This is a genomic window from Modestobacter muralis (assembly GCF_010682105.1).
GTDB lineage: Bacteria > Actinomycetota > Actinomycetes > Mycobacteriales > Geodermatophilaceae > Modestobacter > Modestobacter muralis.
Genome location: NZ_JAAGWH010000013.1, coordinates 328260 through 344021, shown reverse-complemented (window position 1 = coordinate 344021; position 15762 = coordinate 328260). Strand labels below are relative to the sequence as shown.

Genomic DNA, 15762 nt, shown 5'->3' with positions numbered 1-15762 from the left:
CTCAGTCGGCGCGAACCACGGCCTCCCGGACGGCGGCGGCGACCGCCGCGACGCCCTGGGGGCTCCACAGCAGGGAGTCGTGGTCGGTGTCGGGAACCTCGCGGGCGGTGACGTGCGCGCCGGCCAGGCCCATGCCCGCCAGCCGCGCCTCGTCGTAGAGCCCGGGGGTCTCGCCGTCCATGCCGCGGGTCGCCCACAGCAACGTGGCCGGCACCGGCAGGTCGGTCGTGGTCTCCAGCACCGCCTCGTTGCGCAGCATGTCCGCGCCGTCGACCCGCACCGCCTCCCGGGAGACCGCGCTGCGCAGCTCCGGCGGGGCCCCGGTCAGGTCGCGGGCCAGGAAGGCGGCCACGGCCGGGTCGTCGACCCACGGGCCGACGGTGGGGTGCTCGGCCCAGAAGGCCAGGACCGCGGCCTCGTCGGGGAACGTGGTGTCGAGCCGGTCCAGGGTGGGGCCGAGGAAGGCGGCCAGCATCGCGTCGGTGTCCGCGGCCGGGGGGACGGGGAAGGGCAGCCCGCCGTCGACGAGCACCAGCCCGTGCACCAGGCCGCGGGCGGTGCCGGCGGTGGCCAGGGTGGCGACGAAGCCGCCCATCGAGTGGCCGACCAGCACGGTGACGTCGGCACCGGCGCCGTCGTCGGCCCCGAAGGCATCCAGCAGCGCGGTGACGTCGGCGGCGTGCGTCCCCAGACCGTAGGGGGAGGGGAGTCCGGCGCTGCGGCCCCGGCCGCGCAGGTCGGGGGCCACGACCTGGCAGCCGCCGGCCAGCGCGGACGCCACCGGCGCCCAGACCATCGCGTTGCTGGTGATCCCGTGCACCAGCACGACCAGCGGGGCGGCGGGTGCGTCGGCCGCCCAGTACAGCGCCGCCAGGTCACCGCCGTCCACCGGGACGGTGATCTCCTCGGGCAGGCGCACGTCGGCGGGGGTGCTCACCCCGTCACCCTGCCCTCGGCACCCGGTTGTCGCACGTGGAACCTGCGTCAGTCGGTGGCGTGGCTGAGCAGGTAGCGGCCGAAGTGCGGCACGGTGAAGGCGATCTGGCCGCGCTCGGCGGAGTAGACCAGGCCCTTCTTGATCAGCGAGTCGCGGGCGGGGGAGAGCGAGGCGGGCTTGCGGCCCAGGGTGACCGCGACGTCCGACGTCCCGACTGCGGCGCCTGCGGGGCCGCCCAGCTCGGCCATGGCGTGCATGTACTCGCGCTCGGCGGGGGTGGCGCGGTCGTAGCGGGAACCGAAGAAGCCCACCGCGAGCTCGGCCTCGGCGGCCGGGGCGCCCATCGCGACGTCGGCGGCGGTGATGGGGGAGGAGGCGGCGACGTCCCAGGTGACCTTGCCGTAGGCCTGCACGAAGTAGGGGTAGCCGTCGGCGGCGTCGTACAGGGCGTCCAGGGCGGCGGGTTCGAAGGTGACGTCCTCCCGCTCGGCGGGGGCCAGCAGCGCGCGGTCGGCGGCGTCCCGGTCGAGCCGGTCGATCCGCAGGTAGCGGAAGAGCCGTTCCGAGTAGCTCTTCGAGGCCGACAGGACGGCGGGCAGGTGGGGGAGCCCGGCGCCGACGACGATCAGCGGGGCGCCCTGCTGGGACAGCTCGTGACAGGCGGCGCAGATAGCCGACACGTCGTCGGCCTGCACGTCCTGCATCTCGTCGATGAACAGCGCCACGCCCTTGCCCACGTCGGCGGCGATCCCGGCCACGTCGCTGAGCAGCTCGACGAGGTCGATCTCCATGTCGCCGGAGTCGGCCCGCCCGGTGGTCGCCGGCACGTCGATGCCCGGCTGCCAGCGGTCGCGCACCTTGGCGTCCGCTGTCGCCTGGCGCTGTGCGAAGGCCTTGAGGGTGCCCAGGACGGCGTCGGTGGACTCCTGGTCGGGGTGCCGCAGCTCGCGCAGCGCCATGTGCAGCGCGGCCGACAGCGGACGGCGCAGCGACTGGTCGGGCCGGGCCTCGATCTTTCCGGTGCCCCAGCCACGGCTGATCGCGGCCGAGCGCAGCTGGTTGAGCAGCACGGTCTTGCCGACCCCGCGCAGGCCGGTGAGCACGAGCGAGCGCTCCGGCCGGCCGCGGGCGATGCGCTCCAGGACGACGTCGAAGGCCGACAGCTCGACGTCCCGGCCGGCCAGCTCGGGGGGGCGCTGCCCGGCGCCGGGGGCGTACGGGTTCCGGACGGGGTCCATGTCGAGGAGGCTATGCGGTCTTCTTGGTCTGGAGCTAGACAGGCGTAGACCACGACATCGACCGCCGTCTCGATCGGCATCTCAGGCTGTCTAGCCACAGCGCTAGAGAGCCGCAGACACCGTCAGAGGTGGTTCGTCCGTCGTCCTGCTCGCGTCTCGACCTTAGCACCGATCTCGAACACGTGTTCGAACGGAGATCAGGTCGTGGCCCGCCGCCGCACGTGCCACCAGCGGGCGAGGGCCAGCCCGACCAGCGCGACCGAGAGCGGCACCAGAGCCAGCAGCAGCCCGCCACCCTCCCCTGCGGACCCGACGGTCGCACCAAGGGTCACGTAGGCGATGCTGCCCGGTGCCATCCCGACCGTCGACCCGAGCAGGTAGGCACCCAGTGGGATGCCGGACAGACCGCTGGCGTAGCTGACCAGCGTGAACGGCGTGACCGGCAGCAACCGCCCGACCAGGACGGCGACGGCACCCCGGCGGGTGAGCAGGGCGTCGGCCCGGGCCAGTCGCGGGCCGGCCAGTCGCGTCACCGTCTCCCGGCCCAGCCAGCGGGCGAGACCGAAGCCGGCCAGGGCGGCCAGCACGCCGCTGCCCAGCGACAGGGCCAGACCGCCCCAGAAGCCGGCGAGCACCCCGGCCAGCACCGAGAGCGCGGTGCGGGGCACCGGGGCCAGCGGGGCGAGGGAGAAGGCGGCGAGCAGCAGCACCCAGCCGACCGGACCGCGCCGGTTCAGCCAGCCCCGGACCGTGGCCACGTCCGGGACGTCGACGAGGACGGCCACCACGACGCCGGCGGCCAGCAGGCCGAGCAGTGCCACCGACCGCAGCACCGCCCCCCGGGGGAGACGCCCGGCCGGGGTTGCGGGGACGGGGGCCACCCCGTCAGTGTCGCAAGCGCCGCGGCCCGGGACGGGCGCAGCGCCCCGCCTGGAGGTGGTCCCGACGGGGCGCGCGATGGCCGGTCCGTCAGCCGCCTCTCGGCGAGTGGTCGCTCGCGGCGACGCTGAGGTGAGGCCCGGGGGTCTGTCCGGACCGGCACCTCGTACAAGCGAGTGGGACCGGGAGTTGTTCCCGACAACGGCACGGTCGGGCGGCCGCCTGCGACGCGCGACGGGTCGGTGCGCGGCTGCCCGCCCCGACGGCCGCCGGGCGCTAGCGTGCGCGCCGTGAACACGATCGGGAAGTTCGCCCTCCGGGTCGTCGTGCTGGCCGTGATCATGTACGTGGTCACCCGGCTGGTCGACGGCATCGACGTCATCGGCAACGACCAGGCCACCCTCGGCAGCACCGGCACCTACCTGTGGGTCGCGCTGCTGTTCGCCGTCGTCAACTCGGTCGTCGGCCCGGTCGTCCGGCTGCTCGCGCTGCCGTTCGTCATGGCGACCCTCGGCCTGTTCCTGCTGGTCATCAACGCGGCGCTGCTGGGTCTCACCGCGGCCCTGTCCGACCGGTTCAGCGTCGACGGGTTCGTGGCCGCGCTGCTGGGCGGCTTCCTCATCGCCGTCTTCAGCTGGATCGCCGAGCTGCTGCTGCCGCTCAAGGTCCGCGGCTGACGTCCCGGGCCCGACGCGGGGCTCGGCGCGGCACGCCGATGTGCGTGCGGCGTGGCGGGGTGGCCACTAGCGTCGGTGAGCATGGCTGGCCTGGGTACGGAGTCCGATCGGTCCGCTGCTCCTGACCTGCTGCACTCGCCGTCGGTCACCGCCGACGGACCGGTCGACATGGCCTCCCTCGAGGCCGCCCAGCACGCCAAGCGCCGGCTGCTGGACCTGGCTGCGGCCGCGGCGGGCGGGCTGCTCGCCGAGGAGCCCGACGACGTCCTCGTGATCGGTCCCGCGGACGCCGCCGCCCTGGTGCACCGCTTCTACGCCGGCGAGCCCGCCGCCGAGGTCGTCGGCCACGACCCGGCCGACCTCGCCGTGCTGGCCGTCGGTCACCTCCGGCTGGCCGCCGCCCGCCCGGTGGGCACCCCGCTGCTCGACGTCCACCGCACCGCCGAGGGGCCCTCGGTGCTGCGGGTCGTCGTCGACGACATGCCGTTCCTGGTCGACTCCGTCACCGCCGAGGTGGTGCGCCAGGGCATCGCTCTGGAGCACGTCGTCCACCCCGTCGTGGTCGTGCGGCGGAGCCCCGCCGGGCAGCTGCTCGCCTTCTGCGACAGCGCGGACGCCGGGGCCTGCGGCGCCGACGCGCTCGCCGAGTCCTGGATGGCCGTGGTGCTGGCCGGGCACGTCGACGAGGAGTCGGCCACCGACCTGCTCGCCGGGCTGGCCACCGTGCTGGCCGACGTCCGGCGCAGCCACCTCGACGAGAGCGCCCTGATCGCGCGGACCCTCGAGGCCGCCGACGTCCTCGAACGGCTGCCGGTCGCCGGGGAGCTCGCCGGGCGGGCCGCCCACCGCGCCGCACACCCCGCCGACGACCCGGTCGAGGCCGCGGCGCTGCTGCGCTGGCTGACCGAGGGCAACTTCCTCTTCCTCGGCGCCCGCACCGTCGAACTCGTCGCGGGGCCCGACGGGCCCACCGCCACCGTCGTCCCCGGCTCGGAACTCGGGGTGCTGCGCAGCTCGCCGGAGCGGGCCACCTCGGTCGCGCCGGCGGCGCTCGCCTCCCCCGAGGCCATGACCCGCCGGGTGCTGGTGACCAAGGGCGACGCCCGCTCGACCGTCCAGCGCCCGGCCTGGCTGGACCTGGTCGTGGTCGACCTGCCCGGGGAGACCGGCAGCCCCGCCCGCCTGCTGCTCGTCGGGCTCTTCCCGACCGAGGCCCACACGAGCAGCGTGCGCGACGTCCCGCTGGTGCGGCGGACCGCGGAGGCGGTGCTGGAGCGCTCCGGCGTCCCCGCGGACAGCCACTCGGGCAAGGAGCTGCTCGACGTCCTGGAGACCTACCCCCGCGACGAGCTGCTGCAGGTCGACACCGAGGAGCTGCTGCCGGTCGCGCTGGCCGTGCTGCACCTGCGCGAGCGCCGGCAGACCCGGCTGTTCCTGCGCCGGGACCCCTTCGGCCGGTTCTTCTCCGCCCTCGTCTACCTGCCCCGCGACCGGTACACGACCCAGGTGCGGCTGACCATGCAGCGGCTGCTGCTGGAGACGTTGGGCGGCACCAACGTCGAGTTCACGGTGCGGTCCAGCGAGTCGGTGCTGTCCCGGCTGCACTTCGTCGTCCGGGTGCCGGTCCGCCGGCACAGCTCCCCGACCCTGCCCGAGGTCGACGTCCCGGCCCTGGAGGCGGCGCTGTCGGCGGCCGCCCGCAGCTGGACCGACGACCTCGCCGACGCCCTCGCCGCGCGGCACGGTGACGACGCCGCCCGGCTGCTCGCCCGGGTCGCCGACGCCTTCCCCGCGGCCTACCAGGAGGACTTCCCCGCCCGGGTCGCCGTCGAGGACCTCGCCCGGCTGGACCGGCTCGCCGGCGGCGGGACCGACCTGCGGCTCTGGGCACCCGCGGACGCCGCCGACGGCGACCGCCGGCTGACCGTCTACCGGGTGGGCGAGCGGCTGCTGCTGTCCGACGTGCTGCCGGTGCTGCAGCACATGGGCGTCGACGTGGTCGACGAGCGGCCCTACGAGATCGACCGCATCGGTGCGCCGATGGCGTGGGTCTACGACTTCGGCCTGGCCGCACCGACCGCGACCGTGCCCCTGGCCGGCACGCTGCCCGAGCGGTTCACCGACGCCATCGCCGCGGTCTGGTCGGCCCGGGCCGAGGACGACGGCCTCAACGCCCTGGTGCTGCTGGCCGGGCTGACCTGGCGGCAGGTGGCGGTGCTGCGCGCCTACGTGCAGTGGCTGCGTCAGGGCGGGCTGCCCTTCGGCGCGGCCTACGTCGAGCAGGTGCTCGCCGCCCACCCCGGCGTCGTCGCCCGGCTGGTGGCGCTGTTCGAGACCCGCTTCCACCCCGACCTCGCCGCCGGCCGCGAGGTGCGCACCGCCGCCCTGGTCGACTCCCTCACCGAGGCGATCGGCTCGGTCGAGAGCCTGGACGCCGACCGGGTGCTCACCGCCCTGCTGTCGGCGGTGCAGGCGACCCTGCGGACGACGGCCTTCACCGCCGGCGTGCTCGCCGGGACCGCCCCGCTGGCCCTCAAGCTCGACCCGCACGCCCTCGCCGACCTGCCCGAGCCGCGGCCCGCCCGTGAGGTGTGGGTCAGCTCGCCGCGGGTGGTGGGCGTGCACCTGCGCTTCGGTGCCGTCGCCCGCGGTGGGCTGCGCTGGAGCGACCGGCGCGAGGACCTGCGCACCGAGGTGCTGGGCCTGGTCAAGGCGCAGACGGTGAAGAACACCGTGATCGTGCCGACCGGGGCCAAGGGCGGCTTCGTCGTCCTGCGCGGTCCCGGCGAGGGCGCCGACCGGGACGCGGTGCTGGCCGAGGGCCGGGCCTGCTACCGGTTGTTCATCGGCGCGCTGCTGTCGCTGACCGACAACCTGGTCGAGGGCCGGGTCGTCCCGCCCGAGCGGGTGGTCCGGCACGACGGCGACGACACCTACCTGGTGGTCGCCGCCGACAAGGGGACGGCGACCTTCTCCGACCTGGCCAACGCCGTGGCGCTGGAGCGCGGCTTCTGGCTGGGCGACGCCTTCGCCTCCGGCGGCTCGGTCGGCTACGACCACAAGGCGATGGGCATCACCGCCCGCGGCGCGTGGGAGTCGGTCACCCGGCACTTCCGCGAGCTCGGTGTCGACGTGCAGAGCCAGGAGGTCACCGTCGTCGGCATCGGCGACATGTCCGGCGACGTCTTCGGCAACGGGATGCTGCTGAGCGAGTACCTGCAGCTGGTGGCCGCCTTCGACCACCGGCACGTGTTCGTCGACCCCACTCCGGACCCGGCGGCGTCCTGGGCCGAGCGGCAACGGCTGTTCACCCTGCCCCGCTCCTCGTGGGCCGACTACGACAGCTCGCTGATCAGCGCCGGCGGCGGCGTGTGGCCCCGGACGGCGAAGTCGGTGCCGGTCTCCGAGCCGATGCGCGCCGCGCTGGGCCTCGAGGACGACGTGACGGCGCTCAGCCCCGCGGAGCTGGTGCGCGCGGTGCTGCTGGCCCCGGTCGACCTGCTGTTCAACGGCGGGATCGGCACCTACGTCAAGGCCGGCACGGAGAGCGCTCTGGACGTGGGCGACAAGGCCAACGACGCCGTCCGGGTCGACGGTGCGCAGCTGCGGGTCCGAGTGGTCGGGGAGGGCGGCAACCTGGGGCTGACCCAGCGCGGCCGGATCGAGTACGCGCTGGCCGGGGGGCGGGTGAACAACGACGCCATCGACAACTCGGCGGGCGTCGACACCTCCGACCACGAGGTCAACATCAAGATCGCCCTGAACCGGGTGACCGACGAGGGCCGGCTGGACCCGGTCGGGCGGGCCCGGCTGCTGGGCGAGATGACCGACGAGGTCGCCGTCGGCGTGCTCGGCGACAACTACGCGCAGAACGCCACCCTCGCCGGGGAGTCGACCGCGGCCCGCGGGCTGCTCGACGCCCACCAGCGGTACCTGCGCGCGCTGGAGCGCTCGGGGCGGCTGGACCGGGCGGTGGAGGCGCTGCCGGACGACCGGGCGCTGGTCGAGCGCCGCCGGGACGGGCAGGGGCTGACCAACCCCGAGCTCGCGGTGCTGCTCGCCTACGCCAAGATCGAGGTCAACGACGCGGTGCTGCACTCCGGGCTGCCCGACGACCCGGCGCTGGAGCAGCTGCTGGTCGACTACTTCCCCGAGCCGCTGCGCCGCCGCTTCCCCACCGCGCTGACCAGCCACCCGCTGCGCCGGGAGATCATCACCACCGCGCTGACCAACCGGACGGTGAACACCGCCGGGGTGACCGGCCTGTTCCGGCTGGCCGAGGAGACCGGCGCCCCGCTGTCGGCGGTGGTGCGGGCGCACGCGGTGGCCCGGGCGGTGTTCGACGTCGACCGGCTGTGGGACTCCCCCCGCGACCTCGACAACCGGGTGCCGGCCGCCGTCCAGGTGCAGCTGCGCAACGAGGCGACCCGGCTGGCCGAGCGGGCCACCCGCTGGCTGCTGCGGGTGCCCGAGCTGACCGCGGAGCCCGCGGCCAGCCTCGCCGCAGTGACCGAGCGGTTCGCCGCCCCGGTGGCCGAGGTGTGCGCGGGGCTGTCCGGCTGGCTGCTGGGCGCCGACGCGGAGGCCTACGCCGACCGGGCCGCCGGGCTGCGCGCGGCCGGGGTGCCGCCGGAGCTGGCCGCCGAGGTCGCCGTCGCCCCGCTGCTGCCCACGGCGCTGGACCTGGCCGTGGTCGTCGAGGACACCGGCGCCCCGATCGCGCTGGCCGCGCAGGTGTCGCAGTGCCTGGCCGAGCTGCTGGGCCTGGTGCCGCTGCGCGAGCTGGTCATCGCGCTCCCCCGCGACCGCCGCTGGCCGTCGATGGCCCGGGCGAGCCTGCGCGACGACCTGGCCGCGGAGCAGGCAGCGCTGACCGCCGACGTCCTGGCGCTGCGCGAGTCCCACCCCGGTGACGACGTGGAGGCCGTCGGGGCCGAGCTGGTGCAGCGCTGGGCGGACGCCTGGGACGTCACCCAGCAGCGCTCGGCCGCCCAGCTGGCCGAGGTGGCCGGCGGGGACCGGCACGAGCTGGCCGAGCTGGTCGTCGCCGTCCGCACCCTGCGCGGTCTCCGCCGCCGCCGCTAGGAGCCCGGGGAGGTCGTGCGGTCTCGTGACGGCGAGGTAGGACACGCACGACGCGAGGCATGCCTGGGAGAGAGGCAGGGCACAACAGGTTGATGAAGACCGTCGTCATCGCCGTCCTCGGTGGCCTGCTGACCCTCGCCGGCATCGGGCTGCTCATCCTCCCCGGGCCCGGGTTCATCGTCATCTTCGCCGGGCTGGCGGTGCTGGCCACCCGCTTCGACTGGGCCAAGAAGCCGCTCGACTACGCCCAGGACAAGGCGGAGCAGGGCATCGAAGAGGTCGGCAAGAGCCCGCTGCGGGCCGCCGGTGCCGTGCTGGCCGCGGTCGTCCTCATCGTGATCGGCGTGCTCACCATCGCCGGAGTCGACATCCCGTTCCTCAACGCCTTCACCGCCGTCATCCTGGTCCTGTCCGGCCTGTTCCTGGTGGTCACGGTCTTCCTGGCCCGCAAGCAGGAGAAGCTCGAGGAGGCCCGGGCGCACCTGCCGGCCGCCACGCCCGGCAGCGGCGGGGCCTACCGCGCCGCCGGCACCGAGCAGGACTGACCCCGGCTCAGCGGGTCACGGCAGCTGCCGGGACCACCAGGGTCAGCTCGGTCCCGCGGTGGTGTTCCACGTGCAACCCCGCCCGGCGAAGCAGCGCCCGCAGCCGGACGACGGAGTCCGGCTCGCCGGTCGTGGTGGCCAGGAGCCGGGCCAGCCGGCCCTTGTGGGTCTTGTTGAAGTGGCTGACCACGGCCCGGGTGCCGTCGGGCCGCTCGCTGAGCACCTGCACCGTCACCGCACCCGGCACCGGCGCCAGGTCGGCGTAGGCACCCGAGCGCAGGTCCACGACCAGCTCGTCCGCGCCGGCCAGCACGTCGCTGAGCACCGGCTTCCAGAGCGCGCGCAGCGTGGGCAGTCCCGGCAGTGCGCTGCCGGCCGAGAGCCGGTAGGCCGGGACGGCGTCCTCGGCGCCCACCAGGCCGAACAGTGCCGAACCCACCGCCAGCCGGCCGGCGGCCCGGGCCCGCTGCGCCCGGGTGAGCGAGCGGACGTCCAGGGCGTCGTAGAGGACGCCGGTGTACCGCTCGATCGCCGGCATCGTCGGGCTGGTGCGCAGCACGGCGTTGCGCGCGACCTCGCCGTCCTGCGCCGGGGACAGGCCCAGCGCCGCGCGGGCGGCCGGGACGTCGGCGGCCAGGTCCACGACCGCCCCGACCAGCTGCTCGCGCACCGGGGTCAGCTCCGGTGCGGTGAGCGTGGCGAGGTCCAGCGGGGCGCCGTCCCCGCCGGGGTGCTTGGTCTCCGACGGGGGCAGCAGCACGAGCACGGGGACCGACGGTACGGGTCCGCTCCGGGTGGTGTGCGAGGGTCCGGTGGGAGCTGCGCGGAGGCTGCGGGCCCTCCTGCGGCGCTGCTCGTGGGCGTCGTCGGGGTCGGTGAACTACCGTTCGTCGATCCCTGCGTGCACCGTGCGCGCAGGTCGGGGCGTGGACGAGGGGGTGGGGCGGTGCTCGTGCTGGACAGCTCAGCCGTCTCCACCCGGGGTCCGCGGCCGGACAACCAGGACTCGGCGATCGCCGGGCCGCTGCTGATCGCCATCGCCGACGGGGTCGGCGGGAACGTCGGTGGCGCCGTCGCGTCGTCCCTGGTGGCCAACTGGTTGGCCCCGCTGGCCACCGGCAGCACCGGTGACGGCGCCGACGACCCGCTGCGCATCGTGGCCAGCGCCAACGAGCGGATCCGGGCGGCCTACACCGAGCGCCCGCGGCTGCGCACGATGGCCACCACCATGACGGCGGTGCTCGTCGACGCGCAGGGGCTGGCGCTGCTCCACATTGGTGACTCGCGCGGCTACCTGCTGTCCGAGGGCAGGCTGCAGCAGGTCAGCACCGACCACACGCTGGTGCAGGCGCTGATCGACGCCGGCTCGCTGACCCCGGCCGAGGCGAAGGTCCACCCGCAGCGCTCCGCGGTCTACGCCGCCCTGCACGGCGCCTATGACGACGTCGCGGCCGTCGACGTCATCCGGCTCGAGGCCCGCCCCGGCGACCGGCTGATGGTCTGCTCCGACGGGCTCTCCGACGTCGTCCCGCTCGAGGTGCTGTGCGACCTGCTCGGCGCCGGCGGCACCCCGGCCGAGACCGCCGCCCGGCTGCGGGACGCCGCGCTGGCCGGCCCGCCGACGGACAACATCACCGTGGTCGTCGCCGACGTCCGCGAGGCGCCCGCCGCAGGCGGCCCGACCCGGATCAGCACCGTCGGGGCGGCCACCGAGCTGCGTGAGGAGACCGCGGAGGCACTGGAGGCCGTCTGGCCGGGCCCGATGCCGGTCGGCCTCGTGCAGCACCGGCCCCGGTGACCGCAGCCGCTGATCCCCAGCGTCTGGCGGCGGTCCGCGCGACCGACCTGCTGGACGCCGAGTCCACGGTGTCCTTCGACCGGCTGACCGCACTCGCGCGCCGGCTGACCGGTGCACCGATCGTCCTGCTGACCATCGTCGACGACGCCCGGTCCTACTGGCTCAGCCGCCAGGGCCTGCCCGTGGGCGCCCCGGTGCAGGGCACGCTGGAGGACTCGTTCTGCCAGCACGTGCTGGGCGGCGACGCGCTCCTGCTCCCCGACGTGCGGCTGGACGACCGGACCCGGCTCAACCCCGCCATCGACGACATGCACGTGCGGGCCTGGGCCGGGCACCCCATCCGCACCCCCGACGGGCACGTACTGGGCAGCTTCTGCCTCCTCGACACCGAGGTGCACGCCTGGACGGCGGCCGACGCCGAGCTGTTGGCGGAGCTCGCCGCCATCGCCTCGCGGGAGGTCGAGCTGCGGGTGGCGACCCTGCGGGCCGAGCAGGCCGTGACCCTGGCCCGGGCCGAGGCCGACCGGGCCGCCGTGCTGGCCCGCATCGGTGAACTGCTCAGCGCCGGCCTGGACCCCGACGAGGTGTGGCAGGCGATCACCGCCCTGGCCGTGCCCGACCTCGGCGACTTCGCCTACGTCTGCACGGTGGAGCGGGACGGCGGGCTGGCACCGGTCGCGGCCCGGCACACCGACCCGGCGCAGCTGGCCTTCCTGCAGCAGTGGGTCGGCTCGGTCGGCCGCCGGGTCGGCGAGGCGGTCGGGCCCGGCCACGTGGCGGCCACCGGCCGCGCGGAGCTCGTCGACGCCCTGCACGCCCCCGGCCTGACCGCGGCTCAGCGGGAGGCGGTGGACCAGCTCGGGATCGCCAGCTCGCTGGTGGTGCCGCTGCGCAGCCTGGGCCGGGTCGCCGCGGTGCTGACCCTCGCCCGCACCCGCGGCTCACGGCCCTACAGCCACACCGACCGCGACCTGGTCACCGCGCTGGCCGACCGCGCCGCCCTGGTGGTCGAGAACGCGCGGGTGCACGCCCGGGAGCGCACCGTGTCGGAGACGATGCAGCGGGCCCTGCTCCCCACGCTGCTCCCCCAGCCCGCCGACCTGCGCCTGGCCTCCCGCTACCGGCCGGCCGGCCTCGCCCAGCTGGTGGGCGGCGACTGGTACGACGCCTTCGTGGACGCCGCGGGCGCGACCAGCCTGGTGATCGGCGACGTCGCCGGCCACGACGTCGACGCGGCGGCCACCATGGGCCAGCTGCGCACCATGCTCCGGATGGCCGGCCATGACGGCACCCGGTCCTCCGCCGACGTGCTCACGGCCGTGGACGCCGCCTGCCGCACCCTCGACCAGCGGGTCTTCGCCACCGCGCTGGTGGCCCGGATCGCGGGCGGCACGGACCGGGAGGACGGCGGTCGCGTGGTCCGCTGGTCCTCCGCCGGCCACCCGCCCCCGCTGCTGCTGCACCCCGACGGGACGGTGGAGGTGCTCACCAAGCCGGTCGGGCTGCCGCTGGGCGTGCTGCCCGACCGCCCCCGCCCGGAGCACGAGACGGCGCTGCCGCCCGGCGCCACCCTGCTGCTCTACACCGACGGGCTCATCGAGCAGGACGGCGACGGCCTGGGTGAACGCGACCTCGACCGGGGGCTGACCGACCTGGTCCAGACGCTGGCGGAGTCCGCGGCGCTGGAGCTGGACCTCGAGGCCCTGTGCGACCGGGTGGTCGACGTCCTGCTGCCCGCGGCCGGCGCGGCCGACGACGTCGCGCTCATCGCCATCCGCGCACAGTCCGCCTGACTCAGGTCCAGTACAGCAGGCGCGCCTCCGGCAGCCGCTCGGCGATCGCGCCGGTGAACCAGCCGCGCAGCTCGGTCATCACGTCCTTGGGGTAGACGTGCTTGACCGCGCCGAACTTGCCGCGCTTGGTGGTCCGCAGGTCCTCGTCCATCTCCAGCTTGGTGCGCGGGTACCACTCGGTGAGCGTCGCCTTGCTGTTGGGCGTGAACCGGTGGGTGATGCACTCGACGGTGAGGTCGGCGCCGGCGGGCAGGGCGGCGGCGACGTCGTCGAGCAGCTGGCCGTACTCCTCGCGCCAGCCCTCGACCGGCATGATCGGCGCGATGGTCAGGCCCACCGGGTAGCCGGCGGCCGCCACGGCCGACAGGGCAGCGATCCGGGCAGGGACCTTGGCGGTCGCGCCCTCGAAGCGGCGGTCCACCGAGGCGGCGTTGAGCGAGAAGCGCAGCCGGGTGCGGCCGTTGTGCGGGAGGTCGAGCAGCCCGGCGACGTCGTCGAACTTGGTGGTCGCCCGCAGCTGCACCGGGCCTGGCCAGTCGTGGGTGCCGAACCAGGTGACCGCGGTGGCCAGCCCGCCGGTGAGGTGCTCCAGCGCCAGCGGGTCGGTGTAGCAGGACGCCTCGAAGGTCGTCCCCTCCATGCCGCGCTCCGCGGTGCCGGAGGTGATCGCACCGTGGCCGACGTAGCCGTCCAGGTCGGCCAGCGCCTCGTCCAGGTCGGCCCAGACGCGGGTGATCGGCGGGCCGGTCAGCGAGCCGGCGAGGTAGCAGTACTGGCAGTGCGCCGGGCACCCCTCGGCCAGGTCGAACCGCCAGTCCGCCGAGGGCGGGATCGGCTGGAGCTTGCGCCTGGACGCCGGCGGGACGACCACGGCCAGGGTCTGCTTGGCCGCCATGAACGCCGCGCGGTCGCCGTCGCCGCGCAGGTTGGGCAGCCGGTCACCGGTGAGCAGCTCGATGTCCGACACCCCGGCGGCCTCGAGGCGGGCGATGATGCGCCGGCCGTGCGGACGCTCGGCGGCGGAACGGGTCACCAGGACGCGGGAGGGCGTCCACAGGCGGGTGGGGGAAGGTGCGAGCGGGGCGGCGGTGAGCGGGGCGGCGAGCGCGGTGGTCATCGCTCGTTCCAACGGCCGGACCGGTCGAGTCCTTCCAGGTCACGCGGCGCGTCGTCGCACGCCGTCCCGGTACGCGACCAGGGCCCAGACGGCGTGCTGCAGGTCCATCCGCTCGCCGTCGGAGGGCAGTGCCGCAGGCAGCCGGGCGGCGGTGGGGACGAGGTCGTGCAGCGGGTCGTCGGCGGTCCCGCGGGACCGCAGCTGGTGCACCTCGGCGTCCGGAGCGGCGCCGGCCGGGTCGGGGAACGGGCCCCAGGGGCGGTGTCCGTCGGGAGCCACGGCCACCAGCCGGCCGCCGCGGCGGGTCAACGACAGGTCGTGCTCGTGGACCAGCCCGTGGTCGACGTCGCACAGCAGCACCAGGTTCGACACGTCGGTGCGGCCGCCGTGCAGCCAGTGCCGCAGGTGGTGGGCGTGCAGCCGCTCGATGCGGGTCTCCTCGCACCCGGGCCGAGCACACCCGCCGTCCCGTACCAGCAGCGCCCGGCGCTGGGCGGCGGTGGCGAACCGGCGGGCCCTCCCCTGGGCCAGCACCTCGCCGCCGTCGGTGACGACCGCCGTGACCGCCGCGTCGCAGGCCAGCCGGCGGGCCTGGGCCGGGCTCAGCGCCGGACCGCCCTCCAGGTGTGCCCGTCCGGCTGCCTCGTCGTCGGCCAGGACGGCGGCGTCCACCACGACGACCACCTCGCGGCGCGGCGGGTCACCGGCCCGCCGGTCGGCGTCCGCCGCCGCCGCGGCCAGCCGGGTCAGGGCCCGGCAGCGCCGCTCCGTCAGGACCGGGAGCGGGACGACGTCCGGACCGCCGTCCGTGCGCTCCCCGCCCGACGGCTCGGGCGTCGCGGCATCGGGCGTCGTGCCTTCGGGCGTCGTGGCGTCGGGGGTCGTGGCGTCGGGGGTCGTGGCGTCGGGGGTCGTGGCGTCGGGGGTCGTGGCGTCGGGGGTTGTGGCGTCGGGGGTCGACCGGCGGCGGGCGGCGCGGTCCCGGCGGGCGTCCCGCTCGGCCAGGGACTCGATCGCGGCCAGCAGTTCGGCGCCGTGCTCGGCCTCCATGCGCACCTGGATGCAGATCATGCCGTCGTCGTCGGTCCACCAGGAGAAGCGGCGCCGGTCGACGACCCGGCCGGCGGTGACGTCGTCGGCCCGGCGCCAGGCACGCACCGTCCGTTCCACCTGCGAGGCGGTGGCGTGGCGGGCGAACTCGACCAGCTCGACCTCGGTGCCGGGTTCGGCGACGCGGGTGAGGGCCCGCACCTTCGAGTAGGACAGCTCGCCTCCGGCGAAGGCGGCTGCGGTCACCGGCAGTCGGCGCATCGCCCGGGCCACCCGGACGTGCTGCCGCGCGGTGCCCGGCGTCAGCCCGCACCGCCAGGCCAGCCAGTGCGCGCACGAGGTCACGCCGATGCCCTGCCAGCCCTCCCGCTCGTCGAACTCCGCGACCAGGGCCAGCCACGCAGCCGTCGCCGCGGCCAGCCGCACGGCGCCGGCCAGGATCCGGTCGGCCAGCTGGTCCAGCGGCTCAGGCGGAGCTGTCGCAGGTGGAGCGGCGTGCAGGACGCCGGCAGCGAGGGCAGGGGGCGGGGCGGGTGGCGAGTCGAACACGTGTTCGAGGCTAGCGAGACCTGGTGACAGTCCTGGCAGGTCAGCCGGCGGTCTGTGGACAGGGACGGTTCCGCGGAACCGTCCCTTGTGCGTC

At 75.6% G+C, this 15762-nt stretch carries 11 protein-coding genes; 5 read left to right on the top strand and 6 right to left on the bottom strand.

All coding sequences use genetic code 11. The features are described from left to right. Position 1: 1 nt before the first annotated feature. The 3 genes from GCU67_RS05800 to GCU67_RS05790 all read right to left on the bottom strand — a co-directional run bounded on the left by GCU67_RS05800 (position 2) and on the right by GCU67_RS05790 (position 3056). Positions 2-937 (bottom strand): alpha/beta fold hydrolase, encoded by a 936-nt coding sequence (locus tag GCU67_RS05800; RefSeq protein WP_163610108.1) that lies wholly within the window; start codon positions 935-937, stop codon positions 2-4. A gap of 47 nt (positions 938-984) precedes the next feature. Beyond that, positions 985-2175 carry an ATP-binding protein gene (locus GCU67_RS05795; RefSeq protein ID WP_163610107.1) on the bottom strand — a complete coding sequence of 397 codons (1191 nt, stop codon included), beginning with the start codon at positions 2173-2175 and terminating at the stop codon, positions 985-987. A gap of 197 nt (positions 2176-2372) precedes the next feature. Continuing rightward, on the bottom strand, positions 2373-3056 hold the full coding sequence (locus GCU67_RS05790; RefSeq protein ID WP_163610106.1) for a VTT domain-containing protein: 684 nt from the start codon (positions 3054-3056) through the stop codon (positions 2373-2375). A 288-nt stretch (positions 3057-3344) separates the two neighbouring features. Between GCU67_RS05790 and GCU67_RS05785 the strand changes: the two genes are divergently transcribed. The 3 genes from GCU67_RS05785 (at position 3345) to GCU67_RS05775 (ending at position 9361) form a co-directional block, all read left to right on the top strand. Further along, complete coding sequence (locus GCU67_RS05785) at positions 3345-3731, top strand: phage holin family protein (RefSeq protein ID WP_338104796.1); 387 nt, start codon at positions 3345-3347, stop codon at positions 3729-3731. Between the two features lie 81 nt (positions 3732-3812). Beyond that, positions 3813-8816 (top strand): NAD-glutamate dehydrogenase, encoded by a 5004-nt coding sequence (locus GCU67_RS05780; RefSeq protein WP_163610105.1) that lies wholly within the window; start codon positions 3813-3815, stop codon positions 8814-8816. A 92-nt stretch (positions 8817-8908) separates the two neighbouring features. After that, positions 8909-9361, top strand: a complete 453-nt coding sequence (locus tag GCU67_RS05775) for a PGPGW domain-containing protein (RefSeq protein WP_163610104.1) — start codon at positions 8909-8911, stop codon at positions 9359-9361. Positions 9362-9368: 7 nt separating this feature from the next. Here GCU67_RS05775 and yaaA read toward each other — a convergent pair whose 3' ends face one another. Then, a complete protein-coding gene (yaaA, locus tag GCU67_RS05770) occupies positions 9369-10127 on the bottom strand; it encodes a peroxide stress protein YaaA (RefSeq protein ID WP_163610103.1) in 759 nt (252 codons plus the stop codon). A gap of 180 nt (positions 10128-10307) precedes the next feature. On the opposite strand from yaaA, the gene GCU67_RS05765 reads away from it, so the two are divergent. Next, the gene (locus GCU67_RS05765) at positions 10308-11159 is read left to right on the top strand and encodes a protein phosphatase 2C domain-containing protein (RefSeq protein WP_163610102.1); all 852 of its coding nucleotides are present in this window, start codon (positions 10308-10310) and stop codon (positions 11157-11159) included. Then, positions 11156-12952 (top strand): SpoIIE family protein phosphatase, encoded by a 1797-nt coding sequence (locus GCU67_RS05760; protein WP_163610101.1) that lies wholly within the window; start codon positions 11156-11158, stop codon positions 12950-12952. The genes GCU67_RS05765 and GCU67_RS05760 overlap by 4 nt, the downstream gene beginning before the upstream one ends. Position 12953: 1 nt before the next feature. Here GCU67_RS05760 and GCU67_RS05755 read toward each other — a convergent pair whose 3' ends face one another. Together GCU67_RS05755 and GCU67_RS05750 are read right to left on the bottom strand one after the other, a co-directional pair. Continuing rightward, the gene (locus GCU67_RS05755) at positions 12954-14069 is read right to left on the bottom strand and encodes an SPL family radical SAM protein (protein ID WP_163610100.1); all 1116 of its coding nucleotides are present in this window, start codon (positions 14067-14069) and stop codon (positions 12954-12956) included. Between the two features lie 39 nt (positions 14070-14108). Next, positions 14109-15668 (bottom strand): HNH endonuclease signature motif containing protein, encoded by a 1560-nt coding sequence (locus GCU67_RS05750; protein ID WP_338104795.1) that lies wholly within the window; start codon positions 15666-15668, stop codon positions 14109-14111. Positions 15669-15762: the final 94 nt, after the last annotated feature.